A 14,991-nucleotide genomic window follows, 5' to 3' on the forward strand; every position below is an offset into this window, starting at 1 on the left:
CAGCAGCCTTCCTTCTCTCTCGTGACGGGGTTTCTAGAACTCGAGCCCGGCTTCGCGGGCGGCGTCGGCAAGCGCGGCGACCCGCCCCGCGTACCGGTTGCCACCGCGGTCGAAGACGACCTTGGAGACGCCGGCCGCCTTCGCGCGCTCGGCGAGCAGGGCGCCGACCTTGCCGGCCAGGGCGCTCTTGTCGCCCTCCGTGCCGCGCAGCGAGGCGTCCAGGGTCGAGGCCGACGCCAGGGTGTGACCCTTGGTGTCGTCCACGATCTGGGCGACGATGTGCCGCAGGGAACGGGTGACCACGAGGCGGGGACGCTCGGCGGTGCCGCTGACGTTCTTGCGGACCCGGAAGTGCCGGCGCGCACGCCCGACGGCACGCTTGGCGGCGACGCCGCGGCGGCGCTTGAGCAGCGTGGCGCTCACTTCTTACCTGCCTTTCCAGCCTTGCGGCGGATGACCTCGCCCTGGTACTTCACGCCCTTGCCCTTGTAGGGCTCCGGCGGGCGGATCTTCCGGATGTTGGCGGCAACCTCACCGACGAGCTGCTTGTCGATGCCGGCCACGTGGAACAGCGTCGGCCTCTCCACCGTGAAGGTGATGCCGTCCGGCGCCGGCACGTGCACCGGGTGCGAGAACCCGAGCGCGAACTCCAGGTCCTTGCCCTTGGCGGTCACGCGGTAACCGGTGCCGGCGATCTCCAGGCTCTTGCGGTAGCCCTCGGTGACGCCGACGATCATGTTGGCGACCAGGGTACGGCTGAGGCCGTGCAGTTCCTTGGCCTTGCGCTCGTCGTTCGGGCGGTTGACGTTCAGCTGCCCGTCCTCGGCCCGGTCGATCGTGATCGGCTCGGCCAGGGTGTGCGAGAGCTCGCCCTTCGGGCCCTTGACCTTGACGGTCTGCCCGTCGATCGTGATGTCGACGCCGGCTGGCACCGGGATCGACTTACGTCCAATACGCGACATTTCTACCTGTCTCCCGTTACCAGACGAAGGCGAGGACTTCCCCGCCAACGCTCCGCTTGCGGGCCTGCCGGTCGGTGAGCAGCCCCTGGGACGTCGAAATGATCGCCACGCCCAGCCCGCCGAGCACCCGCGGGAGCCCGTCCGACTTGGCGTAAACCCGCAGACCGGGCTTGGACACTCGCTTGATGCCGGCCAGGCTCCGCTCCCGGTTCTGGCCGTACTTCAGCTCGACGACCAGTCGCTTGCCGACGGCGCCCTCCTCGGGCTCCTCGACCGACCAGGTGGCGATGTAGCCCTCGGCCTTGAGGACCTCGGCGATGTTCGCCTTGATCTTCGAGTAGGGCATCGTCACCCGGTCGTGGTACGCCTGGTTGGCGTTACGCAGACGCGTGAGCATGTCTGCGATCGGGTCGGTCATCGTCATGGATTTCGTCAGCCTTTCTCGCCGGGGTTCCCGGGGCCTTCCGCCCCGGGCCTACGGCGAAGAGCAATACGTGATCGGTGCAAGGGGCCCCGGCCTGGCGGCCGGGACGCGGTCGCCCTTACCAGGAAGCCTTGGAAACGCCCGGCAGCTCACCGCGGTGGGCCATCTCCCGGATGCAGACCCGGCAGAGACCGAACTTGCGGTAGACCGCCTTGGGACGCCCGCACCGCTGGCAGCGGGTGTACGCGCGAACCGAGAACTTCGGCTTCGCGGCCGCCTTGTGGATCAGCGCCTTCTTGGCCATCTCAGTTCTCCTTGAACGGGAAGCCCAGGAGCTTGAGCAGCGCCCGGCCCTCGTCGTCGGTCGTGGCGGTCGTGACCACCGTGATGTCCATGCCCCGCTGCCGATCGATCTTGTCCTGGTCGATCTCGTGGAACACCGACTGCTCGGTCAGACCGAACGTGTAGTTGCCGTGCCCGTCGAGCTTGCGCCCGTCCAGGCCGCGGAAGTCGCGGATACGCGGCAGGGCGATCGACAGCAGCCGGTCCAGGAACTCCCACATCCGGTCGCCGCGGAGGGTGACCTTCGCGCCGATCGGCATGCCCTCGCGGAGCTTGAACTGCGCGATGGACTTGGTCGCCCGCCGCACCTGCGGCTTCTGGCCGGTGATGGTGGCCAGGTCCCGGACGGCGCCGTCGATCAGCTTGGCGTCCCGGGCGGCCTCGCCGACACCCATGTTGACGACGATCTTGACCAGCCGCGGCACCTGCATGGGGTTGCCGTACTGGTGCTGCTCCTGCAGCTGGGCCACGATCTCGTTGCGGTACCGCTCCTTGAGGCGCGGCGTGGTCTTGGTTTCGGTAGCCGTGGTCATCACAGGTCCTTACCGGTGCTACGCGCGATGCGGACCTTCTGGCCGTTTTCGTCGATCCGGTAACCGACGCGGGTCGGCTTGCCGTCGGAGTCCAGGACCTGCACGTTCGAGACGTGGATCGGGGCCTCCTGGGTGACGATGCCACCGGTCTTGGCGCCACGCTGGGTGGTGCTGATGCGGGTGTGCTTCTTGACCCGGTTCACGCCCTCGACCAGGACCTTGTCCTGCCGCGGGTAGGCCGCGATGACCTTGCCCTTGGCACCCTTGTCCTTGCCGGCGATGACGACGACCGTGTCGCCCTTCTTGACCTTCACGGTCACAACACCTCCGGCGCGAGAGAGATGATCTTCATGAACCGCTTGTCCCGCAGCTCCCGGCCCACCGGGCCGAAGATACGGGTACCGCGCGGGTCCCCGCCGTCCTTGATGATGACGGCGGCGTTCTCGTCGAAGCGGATGTACGAACCGTCCGGCCGCCGCCTCTCCTTGGCGGTGCGAACGACGACGGCCTTGACGACGTCGCCCTTCTTCACACCGGCACCTGGGATCGCGTCCTTGACGGTGGCCACGATGACGTCGCCGATGCTCGCGTAGCGCCGACCGGAGCCACCGAGAACCCGGATGCACAGGATCTCCCGGGCACCCGTGTTGTCGGCGACGCGCAGTCGCGACTCCTGCTGAATCACGTCTATCTCCTATGTCTGCCGGTTCTCCGGCCGCGCACGGCGGCCGGAGCCTGGCGGAACCCGCGCCCGGCTGACGCCGGGCGAGCTCGAGCCTTCGCTACTTGGCCTTTTCCAGGATCTCCACGAGCCGCCACCGCTTCGTGGCGGACAGCGGCCGGGTCTCCATGATCAGGACCCGGTCGCCGATGCCGGCGGTGTTCTGCTCGTCGTGCACCTTCAACTTGCTGGTACGGCGCATGATCTTGCCGTACAGCGCGTGCTTGACCCTGTCCTCGACCTCGACGACGACGGTCTTTTCCATCTTGTCGCTGACCACGAGGCCCTCACGCACCTTGCGGCGGGCCCGCGCGGCGGCGGTGGTGTTCTCGCTCATGATGCAGTCACCTCAGTCGGCGCGGCCGAGAGACCCAGCTCGCGCTCACGCATGATCGTGTAGATCCGGGCGATCTCCCGACGGATGACCTGCAACCGCCGGTTGTTGTCCAGCTGGCCGGTCGCGGCCTGCACGCGGAGGTTGAACAGCTCCGCCTTGGCCTCGCGCAGCTTCGTGACCAGCTCCTCCTCGGAGAGCTCACGCAGCTCGGAGGCCTTAACGCCCGCTGCCATCAGGATTCACCCACTTCGCGCGTAACAATGCGGCACTTCATCGGGAGCTTGTGGATCGCGCGACGCATCGCCTCTCGCGCGATCTGCTCGTTGGGGAAGGACATCTCGAAGAGAACCCGCCCCGGCTTGACGTTGGCGACCCACCACTCGGGCGAGCCCTTACCGGAACCCATCCGGGTCTCGGCCGGCTTCTTGGTGAGAGCCTGGTCCGGGAAGATCGTGATCCAGACCTTGCCACCACGCTTGATGTGGCGGGTCATCGCGATACGCGCCGACTCGATCTGGCGGTTCGTCACGTACGCCGGCTCGAGAGCCTGGATCCCGAACTCGCCGAACACCACCCGGTTACCACCCTTGGACGCGCCACTGCGGTCCGGGTGGTGCGGCTTGCGGAAGCCCTTCGGGGGCTTGCGCGGCATCAGCATCTGTCAGCCCTCCTGCTGCGTTTCTGCCGCGGCGGCGACGGCGGCGGGATCCACCGCGTCCCCACTCGGCGTCTCGGCCTGCTGCGCGATGGTCGTCGCGGCGGCGGCCCGGCCGGCCTCGGTACCGCCGGCGGTCGTGCCGGACGAGCCGGACCGGCCACGGCGCGGCCGCTCGGGGCGGTCGCCACGGTCACGGCGCGGACGCGACGGCGCCTCGGCCGGAGTCTCCCGACCCGGCACCGCGTCGCCCTTGTAGATCCAGACCTTCACGCCGATCCGGCCGAAGCTCGTACGGGCCTCGAAGAAGCCGTACTCGATGTTGGCCCGCAGCGTGTGCAGCGGAACCCGGCCCTCGCGGTAGAACTCGGTCCGGCTCATCTCGGCGCCGCCGAGACGGCCCGAGACCTGGACCCGGATGCCCTTGCAGACCGGGTTCTTCATCGCGGACTGCATGGCCTTGCGCATCGCCCGACGGAAGCTGACCCGGCTGGAGAGCTGCTCGGCCACACCCTGTGCGACGAGCTGCGCGTCCGACTCGGGGTTCTTCACCTCGATGATGTTCAGCTGGACCTGCTTGCCGGTCAGCTTCTCGAGCTCGCCGCGGATCCGGTCGGCCTCCGCACCCTTACGGCCGATGACGATGCCCGGCCGGGCGGTGTGGATGTCGACGCGGACCCGGTCCCGGGTGCGCTCGATGTCGACCTTGGAGATGCCGGCGCGCTCGAGGCCCTTGGACATCATGCGGCGGATCTTGACGTCCTCGCCGATGTAGTCCTTGTAGAGCTTGTCCGCGAACCAGCGGGACTTCCAGTCGGTCGAGATGCCGAGCCGGAACCCGTGCGGGTGAACCTTCTGACCCATTACTCGGCGCCCTCCGTCTTGCTCTGCGTCTCGGCCGGCTCCGCCTGCTTCGCGGGGGCCGCCTTCTTCGCGGCCGCCTTCTTCGGCGCGGCCGGCGCCACCGCCTCCACCGCGACGGTGATGTGGCAGGTGCGCTTGCGGATCCGGTACGCCCGGCCCTGCGCCCGCGGCTGGAACCGCTTCATGGTCGGGCCCTCGTCCACGAACGCCTCGCTGACGAGCAGCGCGTCGGGGTCCAGCCGCTCGTTGTTCTCCGCGTTGGCGATCGCGCTCGCGAGCACCTTGTACACCTGCTCGCTCGCAGCCTGCGGCGCGAACTGCAGCACCGTGAGCGCCTCCTTCGCGGGCAGGCCGCGGACGAGGTTGACCACCCGGCGCGCCTTCATCGGCGAGATGCGCACGTGCCGCGCAACCGCCCGCGCGCCCGGAAGCACCGGAGCGTCGCCCTTTCCTGGCATCGCTGTAACCCCTTGTTCCTCTATCCGTATGCCCGCGGCGTCAGCGCCGACGGCTCTTCCGGTCGTCCTTCTCGTGACCCTTGAACGTGCGGGTCAGCGCGAACTCGCCGAGCTTGTGCCCGACCATCGCCTCAGTCACGAACACCGGGACGTGCTTGCGTCCGTCGTGCACGGCGATCGTGTGGCCCAGCATCTCGGGGATGATCGTCGAGCGCCGCGACCAGGTCTTGATGACGTTCTTCGAGCCCTTGTCGTTCTGCGTCTCCACCTTCTTGAGCAGGTGGTCGTCGATGAACGGGCCCTTCTTCAGGCTGCGAGGCATGTCTTATCTCCCTCAGCCGCGCTTACGCGTGGCGTAGCGGCGGCGGACGATCAGCCGGTCACTCGGCTGGCCCTTACGACGGGTGCGGCCCTCGGGCTTACCCTGCGGGTTGACCGGGTGGCGACCACCGGAGGTCTTACCCTCACCACCACCGTGCGGGTGGTCGACCGGGTTCATGGCGACACCACGGACGGTCGGGCGCTTGCCCTTCCACCGCATGCGGCCGGCCTTGCCCCAGTTGATGTTCGACTGGTCGGCGTTGCCGATCTCACCGATGCTGGCGCGGCAGCGGACGTCGACCCGCCGGATCTCGCCGGACGGCATGCGCAGGGTCGCGTACACACCCTCACGGCCGAGCAGCTGGATGCCGACGCCGGCCGAGCGGGCCAGCTTGGCGCCGCCGCCGGGACGCAGCTCCACGTTGTGGATCGTGGTACCGACCGGGATGTTGCGCAGCGGCAGGTTGTTGCCCGGCTTGATGTCGGCGCCCGGACCCGACTCGATGCGGTCGCCCTGCTTCAGGTCCTTCGGCGCGAGGATGTAGCGCTTCTCGCCGTCGGCGTAGTGCAGCAGCGCGATGCGCGCGGTGCGGTTCGGGTCGTACTCGATGTGGGCGACCTTCGCCGGCACGCCGTCCTTGTCGACCCGCTTGAAGTCGATCAGACGGTACTGGCGCTTGTGACCGCCACCGTGGTGCCGCGCGGTGATCCGGCCGTGGGCGTTACGCCCGCCCTTCTTCGGCAGCGGAGCCAGCAGCGACTTCTCGGGCGTCGACCGGGTGATCTCAGCGAAGTCGGCGACGCTGGAGCCACGCCGGCCCGGCGTCGTCGGCTTGTACTTACGGATAGCCATTGTCTACACCCCTCAGCTGACCGGGCCGCCGAAGGCCTCGATACGGTCACCGTCAGCCAGCTTCACGATCGCCCGCTTGGTGGCCTTACGCTGCCCGAAACCGGTCTTGGTCCGCTTGCGCTTGCCCTGGCGGTTGAGCGTGTTGACCGTCAGGACGCGGACGTCGAAGATCTGCTGGATCGCGATCTTGATCTCGGTCTTGTTCGCGTCCGGGTGCACCAGGAAGGTGTACCAGTTGCGGTTCAGCTCGCTGTAGCTCTTCTCCGAGACGACCGGCGCCACGATGATGTCGCGCGGGTCGGCGATCGTGCTCACTTGCCACCCTCCTCGGTGGTCTCGGCGGGAACACCCAGGAACTCGTCCAGGGCGTCCTTGGTGAAGACCACGTCGTCGGCCACCAGCACGTCGTACGTGTTGAGCTGGCCAGCCTCGATCAGGTGCACCCGCGGCTCGTTGCGCAGCGACACCCAGTTCAGCTCGTCGGTGCTGCTCAGCACGACCAGGACCCGACGGGCCTCGGTCAGCTTCGCCAGCGTGGCCAGGGCGGCCTTGGTCGACGGCTTCTCGCCCGAGACGAACGCCTCGACGACGTGCACCTGCCCGGCGCGGGCCCGGTCGGAGAGGGCGCCACGCAGGGCGGCGGCCTTCATCTTCTTCGGGGTCCGCTGGCTGTAGTCGCGCGGCACGGGGCCGTGCACGACGCCACCGCCGGCGAACTGCGGCGCGCGGATCGAGCCCTGCCGGGCGCGACCGGTGCCCTTCTGCTTGTACGGCTTCTTGCCGCCGCCGGCGACCTCGCCGCGGGTCTTGACCTTGTGCGTGCCCTGCCGGGCCGCCGCGAGCTGGGCCACCACGACCTGGTGCATCAGCGCGACGTTGGCCTGGACGTCGAAGATGTCGGCGGGCAGCTCGACGGAGCCGCTCTTGGAGCCTTCGACGGTGAGGACGTCAACGGTGGTCACTTGGCCGCACCGCCCTTCTTCGCCTTGGTCTTGGCCGCGGTACGGACCAGGACCAGCGCGCCCTTGGGGCCGGGAATGGCGCCACGGACGAGCAGGAGGTTGTTCTCGGTGTCGACCGCCTGGACGGTCAGGTTCTGCACGGTGTAGCGCACGCCACCCATGCGGCCGGCCATCCGGGTGCCCTTGAAGACACGACCCGGGGTGGCGCAGGCGCCGATGGAGCCGGGCGAGCGGTGCTTGCGCTCGACACCGTGGCTGGCGCGCAGACCGTGGAAGCCGTGCCGCTTCATCGGGCCGGCGTAGCCCTTGCCCTTGGTCTTGCCGGTCACGTCGATGGAGACGCCGGCCGGGAACTCCTCGACCGTGATCTCCTGGCCGAGCGAGTAGTCGGCGGCGTCGGCGGTGCGCAGCTCGACGATGTGGCGGCGCGGCGCGACGTCGGCCTTCGCGTAGTGCCCGCTGATCGGCTTCTTGACCTTGCGCGGGTCGATCGTGCCGTACGCGAGCTGGACCGCGGAGTAACCGTCCTTCTCGGCGCTACGAACCTGGCTGATGACGCACGGGCCGGCCTCGACCACGGTCACCGGGACAACACGGTTGTTGTCCCAGACCTGGGTCATGCCGAGCTTGGCGCCCAGGATCCCCTTGACTTGCCTGTCCATTTGTCCGGTCCCTACAGCTTGATCTCGATGTCGACGCCAGCCGGCAGGTCGAGGCGCATGAGCGAGTCGACCGTCTTCGGGGTCGGGTCGATGATGTCGATCAGCCGCTTGTGCGTGCGCATCTCGAAGTGCTCGCGCGAGTCCTTGTACTTGTGCGGCGAGCGGATAACGCAGAAACGGTTGATCTCCGTGGGCAGCGGCACCGGGCCCGCGACCTGCGCCCCGGTACGCGTCACCGTCTCGACGATCTTCCGAGCCGAGGAGTCGACGACCTCGTGGTCATAGGCCTTGAGCCGGATGCGGATCTTCTGTCCCGCCATGGTGGCTTCTGTTCCTTCTCTCGATGCCGCTGTGTTGCGGGCGCCTGTACCGGCTGGCACAGGCCCACTTCGCCGACCCCCGCGGTCGGGCGTGTCGCGCCCTCGGGCCAGGCTCCGCCCCGGGACTCCGGAGCGACTCTGACCGCGCGGTGGGTCAAGGCGTCGATCGCACTACCGCGACCTGAACGCCGTGCGAGGGTGGTTGGCGGACGGGCCGCCAACCACCCTACGCTCGACTGCTCTGCCACCCGGAGGTTCAGCGAAAGCCGAACACAGGCAGCGAACTGTCGTTACGCAACCTGACTAGTATGCCGCACGACCGGCGGCGGGTCTAATCGGGGTTACCTAGCTCACTTGATGATCTTGGTGACGAACCCGGCGCCGACGGTGCGGCCACCCTCGCGGATCGCGAACTTGAGGTTCTCCTCCATGGCGATGGGCTGGATCAGCTTCACCGTCATGGTGGTGTTGTCACCCGGCATGACCATCTCGGTGCCCTCGGGGAGGGTGACGACACCGGTGACGTCCGTGGTCCGGAAGTAGAACTGCGGACGGTAGTTCTGGAAGAACGGGGTGTGGCGGCCACCCTCCTCCTTGGAGAGGATGTAGACCGTCGCCTCGAACTCCGTGTGCGGGGTCGTGGTGCCCGGCTTGATGACGACCATGCCGCGCTCGACGTCCTCGCGCTTGATGCCACGCAGCAGCAGACCGACGTTCTCGCCCGCGCGGGCCTCGTCGAGCAGCTTGCGGAACATCTCGATGCCGGTGCAGGTGGTCTTCATCGACTTCTCGCGGATGCCGACGATCTCCACCTCCTCGTTCGGCTTGAGCACGCCACGCTCGGCGCGGCCGGTGACGACCGTGCCACGACCGGTGATCGTGAAGACGTCCTCGATGGGCATGAGGAACGGCTTCTCGGTCTCGCGCTCCGGCTGCGGGATCGCGGTGTCGACCGCGGTCATCAGGTCCAGCAGCTTGCCGGTCCACTCGGGGTCACCCTCGAGGGCCTTCAGCGCCGAGACCCGCACGACCGGCAGGTCGTCGCCCGGGTACTCCTGGTTCGACAGCAGCTCACGGACCTCGAGCTCGACGAGCTCCAGGAGCTCCTCGTCGTCGACCATGTCGCTCTTGTTGAGCGCCACGACGATGTACGGCACGCCGACCTGGCGGGCCAGCAGCACGTGCTCGCGGGTCTGCGGCATCGGGCCGTCGGTCGCCGCGACCACCAGGATCGCGCCGTCCATCTGGGCGGCACCGGTGATCATGTTCTTGATGTAGTCGGCGTGACCGGGGCAGTCGACGTGCGCGTAGTGCCGCGCCTCGGTCTGGTACTCGACGTGCGCGATGGAGATCGTGATGCCGCGGGCCTTCTCCTCCGGCGCCTTGTCGATCTCGTCGAACGGCGTGTACGGGTTCAGGTCCGGGTACTGGTCGTGCAGGACCTTGGTGATGGCCGCCGTCAGCGTCGTCTTACCGTGGTCGATGTGACCAATGGTGCCGATGTTGACGTGCGGCTTAGTCCGCTCGAACTTCGCCTTCGCCACTGGGTCCTCCTGTGGACTTCTTGGTTCGTACGCCCGGCGCGCCGGTCGGCGCTTAGGACTCTGTCGACAGCCTTTCCGGCCTGACGGCCGGAGAGCTTTGGTGGGTTCTGCGGCGATGAAGCCTACAGGCCCGGTCTCACGCGTTCCGACCGAGGTGGTCGCGGGCGGGAGCACCCTCCCGCGACCGCCTCGGATCATCGATCACGTCAGGTGAGGGTCACTCACCCGTCGCCTTGGCGATGATCTCCTTCGCGACCGAGGACGGAACCTCGGCGTAGGAGTCGAACTGCATGCTGTAGCTAGCCCGGCCCTGGGTCTTCGACCGCAGGTCGCCGACGTAGCCGAACATCTCCGACAACGGCACCAGAGCCTTGACGACGCGGGCGCCGCTGCGCTCCTCCATCGCCTGGATGATGCCGCGGCGGGAGTTGAGGTCGCCGATGACGTCACCCATGTTCTCCTCAGGAGTGGTGACCTCAACGGCCATCATCGGCTCGAGGAGCGCGGGGTCGGCCTTGCGGGCCGCCTCCTTCATCACCATCGAGCCGGCGATCTTGAATGCCATTTCCGACGAGTCGACCTCGTGGTACTGGCCGTCCAGCAGGGTGAGCTTGACACCCACCAGCGGGAAGCCGGCGAGGATGCCGTACTGCATCGCGTCCTGCGCGCCCGCGTCCACCGACGGGATGAACTCCCGGGGGATGCGGCCACCGGTGACGGCGTTGGCGAACTCGTAGGTCGGGGCGTCGTTGCCGAGCGGCAGCGGCTCCAGGCTGATGATCACCCGGGCGTACTGGCCGGAACCACCGGTCTGCTTCTTGTGGGTGTACTCGACCTTGTCCACCTTGCGGCGGATGGTCTCGCGGTACGCCACCTGCGGCTTACCGATGTTGGCCTCGACGTTGAACTCGCGGCGCATCCGGTCGACCAGGATGTCCAGGTGCAGCTCGCCCATGCCGGAGATGACCGTCTGACCGGTCTGGTCGTCCAGCTTGACGCGGAAGGTCGGGTCCTCCTCGGCCAGCCGCTGGATGGCGGTGCTGAGCTTCTCCTGGTCGGCCTTGGTCTTCGGCTCGATGGCGACCTCGATGACCGGCTCCGGGAAGGTCATCGACTCCAGGATGACCGGGTTCGCCGGGTCGCACAGGGTGTCACCGGTGGTGGTCTGCTTGAGACCCTGCACCGCGATGATGTCGCCAGCCTGGGCCGAGCTGCGCTCTTCCCGCTTGTTGGCGTGCATCTGGTAGATCTTGCCGATCCGCTCCTTGCGGTCCTTGGTGGAGTTGACCACCTGGGAGCCGGACTCGAGCGTGCCGGAGTAGATCCGCACGTAGGTGAGCTTGCCGAGGTGCTTGTCCGTCTGGATCTTGAAGGCGAGGCCCGAGAAGGGCTCCGACTTCGACGGCTTGCGCTGCAGCGGGGTCTCGCCGTCGGTGGCCGTACCCTCGATCGCCGGGATGTCCAGCGGCGACGGCAGGTACGCGATGACCGCGTCCAGCATCGGCTGGATGCCCTTGTTCTTGAAGGCGGTGCCGGTGAGGACCGGGTTGGCCTTGCCGGCGATGGTGGCCCGACGGATGGCGTCCTTGATCTCCTCGACGGAGATCTCCTCGCCCTCCAGGTACTTCTCCATCACCGCGTCGTCGACGTCGGCCAGGGTCTCCATCAGCTTCTCGCGCCACTCCGCGGCGGAGTCGGCGAGGTCGGCCGGGATCTCCTCGATCGCGTAGTCCTCACCCTTCTGCGTCTCGCCGCGCCAGGTGAGGGCCCGCATCTCGACCAGGTCGACCACGCCGATGAAGTCGGACTCGGCGCCGATCGGGATCTGGAGGACCAGCGGGGTGGCGTTGAGCCGGTCGATCATCATCTGCACGCAGCGGAAGAAGTCGGCACCGGTCCGGTCGAGCTTGTTGACGAAGCACATCCGGGGGACGTTGTACTTGTCCGCCTGCCGCCAGACGTTCTCCGTCTGCGGCTCCACGCCGGCGACACCGTCGTAGACCGCGACCGCGCCGTCCAGCACCCGCAGCGAACGCTCGACCTCGACCGTGAAGTCGACGTGGCCGGGCGTGTCGATGATCTGGATCGTGTGGCCCTTCCACTCACACTTGGTAGCAGCGGAGGTGATGGTGATACCACGCTCCTGCTCCTGCTCCATCCAGTCCATGACGGCACCGCCCTCGTGGACCTCACCGATCTTGTACGTGATGCCGGTGTAGAACAGGATCCGCTCGGTGGTGGTGGTCTTACCGGCATCGATGTGGGCCATGATGCCGATGTTGCGTACGTTGGCGAGCGCGTCTGCGGCGGCCACTTCAATCCCTACTTATCGTCGTCTCGACACAACTGGTGGCGGTTCCGGCGCCCGTGGGGGCGCCGGAACCAGGGTGTTACCAGCGGTAGTGCGCGAAGGCCTTGTTGGACTCGGCCATCTTGTGCGTGTCCTCGCGCCGCTTGACGGCGGCACCGAGGCCGTTGCTCGCGTCCAGCAGCTCGTTCATCAGCCGCTCGATCATGGTCTTCTCGCGACGGGCGCGGGAGTAGGTGACCAGCCAGCGCAGGCCCAGGGTGGTCGCCCGGGCGGGACGGACCTCGACCGGGACCTGGTAGGTGGCGCCACCGACGCGGCGGCTACGCACCTCGAGGGTCGGCTTGACGTTGTCCATCGCCCGCTTGAGGGTGACGACCGGGTCGGTGCCGGACTTCTCACGGCAGCCCTCGAGGGCGGCGTAGACGATGCGCTCGGCGAGCTGACGCTTACCGCGCAGGAGGATCTTGTTCACCAACTGGGTGACCAGCGGCGAGTTGTACACCGGGTCAGCGACCAGCGGCTTCCGCGGAGCGGGTCCCTTACGCGGCATGTCAGCTCTTCTCCTTCTTCGCGCCGTAGCGGCTGCGCGCCTGCTTGCGGTTGCGGACACCCTGGGTGTCCAGCGAGCCGCGGACGATCTTGTAACGCACACCGGGGAGGTCCTTCACCCGGCCGCCGCGGACGAGCACGATCGAGTGCTCCTGCAGGTTGTGGCCGACGCCCGGGATGTAGGCGGTCACCTCGATCTGGCTGCTGAGCTTGACACGAGCGACCTTGCGCAGCGCCGAGTTCGGCTTCTTCGGGGTGGTGGTGTACACGCGGGTGCACACGCCGCGCCGCTGAGGGGAACCCTTCAGCGCCGGGGTCTTGGTCTTACTCGTCTTAGCCTGGCGGCCCTTTCGGACCAGCTGCTGGATCGTGGGCACCGGGTTTCTCCGCTCCCTTCGACCGCCTGGTGGCGGCCGCACCGTCTGCCGTAGTCGACCAGATGGTCGACTCTCCTACATTCCGACCAGGGCCACCTCGCGGTGGTCCCGGCACCCGCGGTCGGGCGTGTCGCCCAGCTCACGGCCCCGGCGCCGACGCTCGCGCGTTGTCGACGGGGTGTTGCACCGGCGCACGGCGGGCCGCGCGCCGGATCTTTGGCTTCGTCGTGCTCCCACGCGATCTCCGGCTCACCGGATCCAGCGCACGCACGAGTTGCCCGGGCTTGCCCGGGCACAAGGGGAAAGAGTACCTACCACAACCGCACAGGTCAAAACGGAGCGGCCTGCGGAGCGTCCACCGCCTGCCGATCGAACCCGTTGCGCCTACCCGCCCGTGGTGGGCACCTACGGACCCAAGTGTACCGGCTTCCCCGTGGACCGGCCCGTCGACCCCGTCACGGCCGCCGTCAGGCCCCACGGACGGGCGCGGGCGTCACCCGAGCGTCAGCAGCAACGCCAGCCCCAGGCCGAGCAGGCTGAACAGCAGTCCCGCCCCGCCACAGCTGACGCCGGCCACCGCCAGGCCCCGCCCGGTGAACCGGACCGCCGGCGGGGCGGCCGGGCGCCGGATCTGCCGTATCCCCAGCAGGCCGGCCACGACGGCGCCCGCGCCGGCCAGGACGCCCAGCACCGTGAAGGCGCCGGACGCCCAGGCGCCACCCACGCCGCCGACCGCGCCGACACAGACCACGAGCAGCGCGACAAGCGTCGAGACGATCCCGGCCACCAGCGAACCCACGGCCAGACCGGAGGTGACCGGCGGCACGTCGAGGTGCACCACGCCGAAGGACGTGCCCGCGACCGGGTCGACCCGCTTCGGCGGCCGGGCGGCCTCGCGCGGCGGCGGGGGCGGAGCGACCGGGCCCGGACCCCAGCCCGGCGCCGGCGGCGGGCCCGCTGCCGCGGGCGAGGTGCCCCACGGGGACGCCGACGACGGGCCCGGAACCCCCGCCCCGGGCGGGGCGCCCCAGGGCGACGCCGGCGGCGGGCCCGGGACCCCTGCCCCGGACGGGGCGTTCAAGGGCGACGCCGGCGGCGGGTACCCCGACCCGACGGACGGCGTGCCCGCGTCGGGCCGCGCCCACTGCGTCCCGCCGGGCGGGGCGTCGGGATTCGCGGCGGGGTGCGCCACGGGATCGCCGCCCGGGTAGCGCGCCGGTTCCGTCACGGGTCCTCCTGTCGACGTCTCGGCGTCCACCGCCGCGCGACGGACACCGGGCCAGGCTACCGCCGCCGGCCCGACGGCCCGCGCCCGGCGCGAGACCCGTTCCCCTCGGGCGGTCGGTCAGTCCATGTTCGGTGCGAAGTCCTGCCCGTAGGGCGTGTCGGCGAGCCGGACCACCCCGAGCACCACCGCGGCCACCACGCTGACGGCGACGAGCACCAGGCCCGTCCAGGCCAGCCGCTCCCCCCGCCGCAGCCAGGCGGAGCCGGTCAGGAAACCCCCCGAGGCGTATGCCTCCCGGCGTGCCTGGCGGGCGAGCTGGAGCGCCACCGTGGCCGGCACCACGCCGCCGATGAACAGGCCGGTCAGCGCGCCGATCAGGCCGAGTGCGAAGACCGCCCGCGCCTTGGTGGCCCGGGCCGGGTCCGGGTCGAGCGGATGGCGGGGCAGCCCCGGCTGGGCGACGGGCGCCTGCCCGGGTGCGGTCGTCATGCCCCCATCATGCCCCGGTCCGCTCCGCCGCGGCGCCCGCACGGGCCACCCCGACCCCGGGACGCGACGAGGCCCCCGG

At 69.0% G+C, this 14,991-nt stretch carries 24 protein-coding genes; all 24 read right to left on the reverse strand.

The window, feature by feature from the left end; all coding sequences use genetic code 11:
* Nucleotides 1-33: 33 nt before the first annotated feature.
* The gene (gene rplR, locus ACN27A_RS17810; RefSeq protein WP_172896629.1) at nucleotides 34-411 is read right to left on the reverse strand and encodes a 50S ribosomal protein L18; all 378 of its coding nucleotides are present in this window, start codon (nucleotides 409-411) and stop codon (nucleotides 34-36) included.
* Between the two features lie 8 nt (nucleotides 412-419).
* On the reverse strand, nucleotides 420-962 hold the full coding sequence (gene rplF / locus ACN27A_RS17815; protein WP_421454842.1) for a 50S ribosomal protein L6: 543 nt from the start codon (nucleotides 960-962) through the stop codon (nucleotides 420-422).
* A 16-nt stretch (nucleotides 963-978) separates the two neighbouring features.
* The gene (gene rpsH, locus ACN27A_RS17820) at nucleotides 979-1,386 is read right to left on the reverse strand and encodes a 30S ribosomal protein S8 (protein WP_013288624.1); all 408 of its coding nucleotides are present in this window, start codon (nucleotides 1,384-1,386) and stop codon (nucleotides 979-981) included.
* 118 nt (nucleotides 1,387-1,504) lie between these two features.
* On the reverse strand, nucleotides 1,505-1,690 hold the full coding sequence (locus ACN27A_RS17825) for a type Z 30S ribosomal protein S14 (protein WP_088998358.1): 186 nt from the start codon (nucleotides 1,688-1,690) through the stop codon (nucleotides 1,505-1,507).
* 1 nt (nucleotide 1,691) lies between these two features.
* On the reverse strand, nucleotides 1,692-2,261 hold the full coding sequence (gene rplE, locus ACN27A_RS17830; RefSeq protein WP_421454847.1) for a 50S ribosomal protein L5: 570 nt from the start codon (nucleotides 2,259-2,261) through the stop codon (nucleotides 1,692-1,694).
* Nucleotides 2,261-2,581 (reverse strand): 50S ribosomal protein L24, encoded by a 321-nt coding sequence (rplX, locus tag ACN27A_RS17835; protein ID WP_172896341.1) that lies wholly within the window; start codon nucleotides 2,579-2,581, stop codon nucleotides 2,261-2,263. The genes rplE and rplX overlap by 1 nt, the downstream gene beginning before the upstream one ends.
* Nucleotides 2,578-2,946, reverse strand: a complete 369-nt coding sequence (gene rplN, locus ACN27A_RS17840) for a 50S ribosomal protein L14 (RefSeq protein WP_007465279.1) — start codon at nucleotides 2,944-2,946, stop codon at nucleotides 2,578-2,580. Before rplN ends, rplX begins: the two co-directional genes overlap by 4 nt.
* Before the next feature lie 97 nt (nucleotides 2,947-3,043).
* Nucleotides 3,044-3,319, reverse strand: a complete 276-nt coding sequence (rpsQ, locus tag ACN27A_RS17845) for a 30S ribosomal protein S17 (RefSeq protein ID WP_088998356.1) — start codon at nucleotides 3,317-3,319, stop codon at nucleotides 3,044-3,046.
* Complete coding sequence (gene rpmC / locus ACN27A_RS17850; RefSeq protein WP_007073028.1) at nucleotides 3,316-3,552, reverse strand: 50S ribosomal protein L29; 237 nt, start codon at nucleotides 3,550-3,552, stop codon at nucleotides 3,316-3,318. Before rpmC ends, rpsQ begins: the two co-directional genes overlap by 4 nt.
* Nucleotides 3,552-3,977, reverse strand: coding sequence for a 50S ribosomal protein L16 (rplP, locus tag ACN27A_RS17855; protein ID WP_007465292.1), 426 nt, complete (start codon nucleotides 3,975-3,977; stop codon nucleotides 3,552-3,554). Before rplP ends, rpmC begins: the two co-directional genes overlap by 1 nt.
* Nucleotides 3,978-3,980: 3 nt before the next feature.
* Complete coding sequence (gene rpsC, locus ACN27A_RS17860) at nucleotides 3,981-4,838, reverse strand: 30S ribosomal protein S3 (RefSeq protein ID WP_088998355.1); 858 nt, start codon at nucleotides 4,836-4,838, stop codon at nucleotides 3,981-3,983.
* The gene (rplV, locus tag ACN27A_RS17865; RefSeq protein ID WP_132230903.1) at nucleotides 4,838-5,296 is read right to left on the reverse strand and encodes a 50S ribosomal protein L22; all 459 of its coding nucleotides are present in this window, start codon (nucleotides 5,294-5,296) and stop codon (nucleotides 4,838-4,840) included. The genes rpsC and rplV overlap by 1 nt, the downstream gene beginning before the upstream one ends.
* A gap of 40 nt (nucleotides 5,297-5,336) precedes the next feature.
* The gene (gene rpsS, locus ACN27A_RS17870; RefSeq protein WP_088647003.1) at nucleotides 5,337-5,618 is read right to left on the reverse strand and encodes a 30S ribosomal protein S19; all 282 of its coding nucleotides are present in this window, start codon (nucleotides 5,616-5,618) and stop codon (nucleotides 5,337-5,339) included.
* 12 nt (nucleotides 5,619-5,630) lie between these two features.
* A complete protein-coding gene (gene rplB / locus ACN27A_RS17875; protein WP_421454853.1) occupies nucleotides 5,631-6,470 on the reverse strand; it encodes a 50S ribosomal protein L2 in 840 nt (279 codons plus the stop codon).
* Between the two features lie 12 nt (nucleotides 6,471-6,482).
* The gene (rplW, locus tag ACN27A_RS17880) at nucleotides 6,483-6,785 is read right to left on the reverse strand and encodes a 50S ribosomal protein L23 (RefSeq protein ID WP_088998352.1); all 303 of its coding nucleotides are present in this window, start codon (nucleotides 6,783-6,785) and stop codon (nucleotides 6,483-6,485) included.
* A complete protein-coding gene (gene rplD, locus ACN27A_RS17885; RefSeq protein WP_101412800.1) occupies nucleotides 6,782-7,432 on the reverse strand; it encodes a 50S ribosomal protein L4 in 651 nt (216 codons plus the stop codon). The genes rplW and rplD overlap by 4 nt, the downstream gene beginning before the upstream one ends.
* Entirely contained in the window at nucleotides 7,429-8,094 is a 666-nt protein-coding gene (gene rplC / locus ACN27A_RS17890) for a 50S ribosomal protein L3 (protein ID WP_121399890.1), read from the reverse strand. The genes rplD and rplC overlap by 4 nt, the downstream gene beginning before the upstream one ends.
* Nucleotides 8,095-8,105: 11 nt before the next feature.
* Nucleotides 8,106-8,414: a 30S ribosomal protein S10 gene (gene rpsJ, locus ACN27A_RS17895; RefSeq protein WP_007073037.1), complete on the reverse strand. Its 309-nt coding sequence runs from the start codon at nucleotides 8,412-8,414 to the stop codon at nucleotides 8,106-8,108.
* A gap of 350 nt (nucleotides 8,415-8,764) precedes the next feature.
* Complete coding sequence (gene tuf / locus ACN27A_RS17900) at nucleotides 8,765-9,958, reverse strand: elongation factor Tu (RefSeq protein ID WP_151453326.1); 1,194 nt, start codon at nucleotides 9,956-9,958, stop codon at nucleotides 8,765-8,767.
* A gap of 217 nt (nucleotides 9,959-10,175) precedes the next feature.
* On the reverse strand, nucleotides 10,176-12,272 hold the full coding sequence (gene fusA, locus ACN27A_RS17905; RefSeq protein ID WP_311410827.1) for an elongation factor G: 2,097 nt from the start codon (nucleotides 12,270-12,272) through the stop codon (nucleotides 10,176-10,178).
* A 76-nt stretch (nucleotides 12,273-12,348) separates the two neighbouring features.
* Nucleotides 12,349-12,819, reverse strand: a complete 471-nt coding sequence (gene rpsG / locus ACN27A_RS17910; protein WP_077938296.1) for a 30S ribosomal protein S7 — start codon at nucleotides 12,817-12,819, stop codon at nucleotides 12,349-12,351.
* Nucleotide 12,820: 1 nt separating this feature from the next.
* A complete protein-coding gene (rpsL, locus tag ACN27A_RS17915) occupies nucleotides 12,821-13,195 on the reverse strand; it encodes a 30S ribosomal protein S12 (RefSeq protein WP_014440718.1) in 375 nt (124 codons plus the stop codon).
* A 493-nt stretch (nucleotides 13,196-13,688) separates the two neighbouring features.
* The gene (locus ACN27A_RS17920; RefSeq protein WP_421458512.1) at nucleotides 13,689-14,036 is read right to left on the reverse strand and encodes a hypothetical protein; all 348 of its coding nucleotides are present in this window, start codon (nucleotides 14,034-14,036) and stop codon (nucleotides 13,689-13,691) included.
* A gap of 504 nt (nucleotides 14,037-14,540) precedes the next feature.
* Nucleotides 14,541-14,912 (reverse strand): hypothetical protein, encoded by a 372-nt coding sequence (locus ACN27A_RS17925; protein WP_132230900.1) that lies wholly within the window; start codon nucleotides 14,910-14,912, stop codon nucleotides 14,541-14,543.
* Between the last annotated feature and the right edge of the window lie 79 nt (nucleotides 14,913-14,991).

Origin of the sequence: Micromonospora sp. WMMD737 (assembly GCF_049179055.1) — a bacterium.
GTDB lineage: Bacteria > Actinomycetota > Actinomycetes > Mycobacteriales > Micromonosporaceae > Micromonospora > Micromonospora reichwaldensis.

Coding starts and splice junctions, on each gene's coding strand:
- rpsQ (WP_088998356.1), bottom strand. CDS start 3,319: ATGAGCGAGAACACCACCGCCGCCGCGCGGGCCCGCCGCAAGGTGCGT.
- rpsG (WP_077938296.1), bottom strand. CDS start 12,819: ATGCCGCGTAAGGGACCCGCTCCGCGGAAGCCGCTGGTCGCTGACCCG.
- rpsS (WP_088647003.1), bottom strand. CDS start 5,618: ATGCCTCGCAGCCTGAAGAAGGGCCCGTTCATCGACGACCACCTGCTC.
- rplV (WP_132230903.1), bottom strand. CDS start 5,296: ATGCCAGGAAAGGGCGACGCTCCGGTGCTTCCGGGCGCGCGGGCGGTT.
- rpsC (WP_088998355.1), bottom strand. CDS start 4,838: ATGGGTCAGAAGGTTCACCCGCACGGGTTCCGGCTCGGCATCTCGACC.
- rplC (WP_121399890.1), bottom strand. CDS start 8,094: ATGGACAGGCAAGTCAAGGGGATCCTGGGCGCCAAGCTCGGCATGACC.
- rplF (WP_421454842.1), bottom strand. CDS start 962: ATGTCGCGTATTGGACGTAAGTCGATCCCGGTGCCAGCCGGCGTCGAC.
- ACN27A_RS17925 (WP_132230900.1), bottom strand. CDS start 14,912: ATGACGACCGCACCCGGGCAGGCGCCCGTCGCCCAGCCGGGGCTGCCC.
- rpsH (WP_013288624.1), bottom strand. CDS start 1,386: ATGACGATGACCGACCCGATCGCAGACATGCTCACGCGTCTGCGTAAC.
- rplE (WP_421454847.1), bottom strand. CDS start 2,261: ATGACCACGGCTACCGAAACCAAGACCACGCCGCGCCTCAAGGAGCGG.
- rpsJ (WP_007073037.1), bottom strand. CDS start 8,414: ATGGCGGGACAGAAGATCCGCATCCGGCTCAAGGCCTATGACCACGAG.
- rplB (WP_421454853.1), bottom strand. CDS start 6,470: ATGGCTATCCGTAAGTACAAGCCGACGACGCCGGGCCGGCGTGGCTCC.
- rpmC (WP_007073028.1), bottom strand. CDS start 3,552: ATGGCAGCGGGCGTTAAGGCCTCCGAGCTGCGTGAGCTCTCCGAGGAG.
- rplP (WP_007465292.1), bottom strand. CDS start 3,977: ATGCTGATGCCGCGCAAGCCCCCGAAGGGCTTCCGCAAGCCGCACCAC.
- ACN27A_RS17825 (WP_088998358.1), bottom strand. CDS start 1,690: ATGGCCAAGAAGGCGCTGATCCACAAGGCGGCCGCGAAGCCGAAGTTC.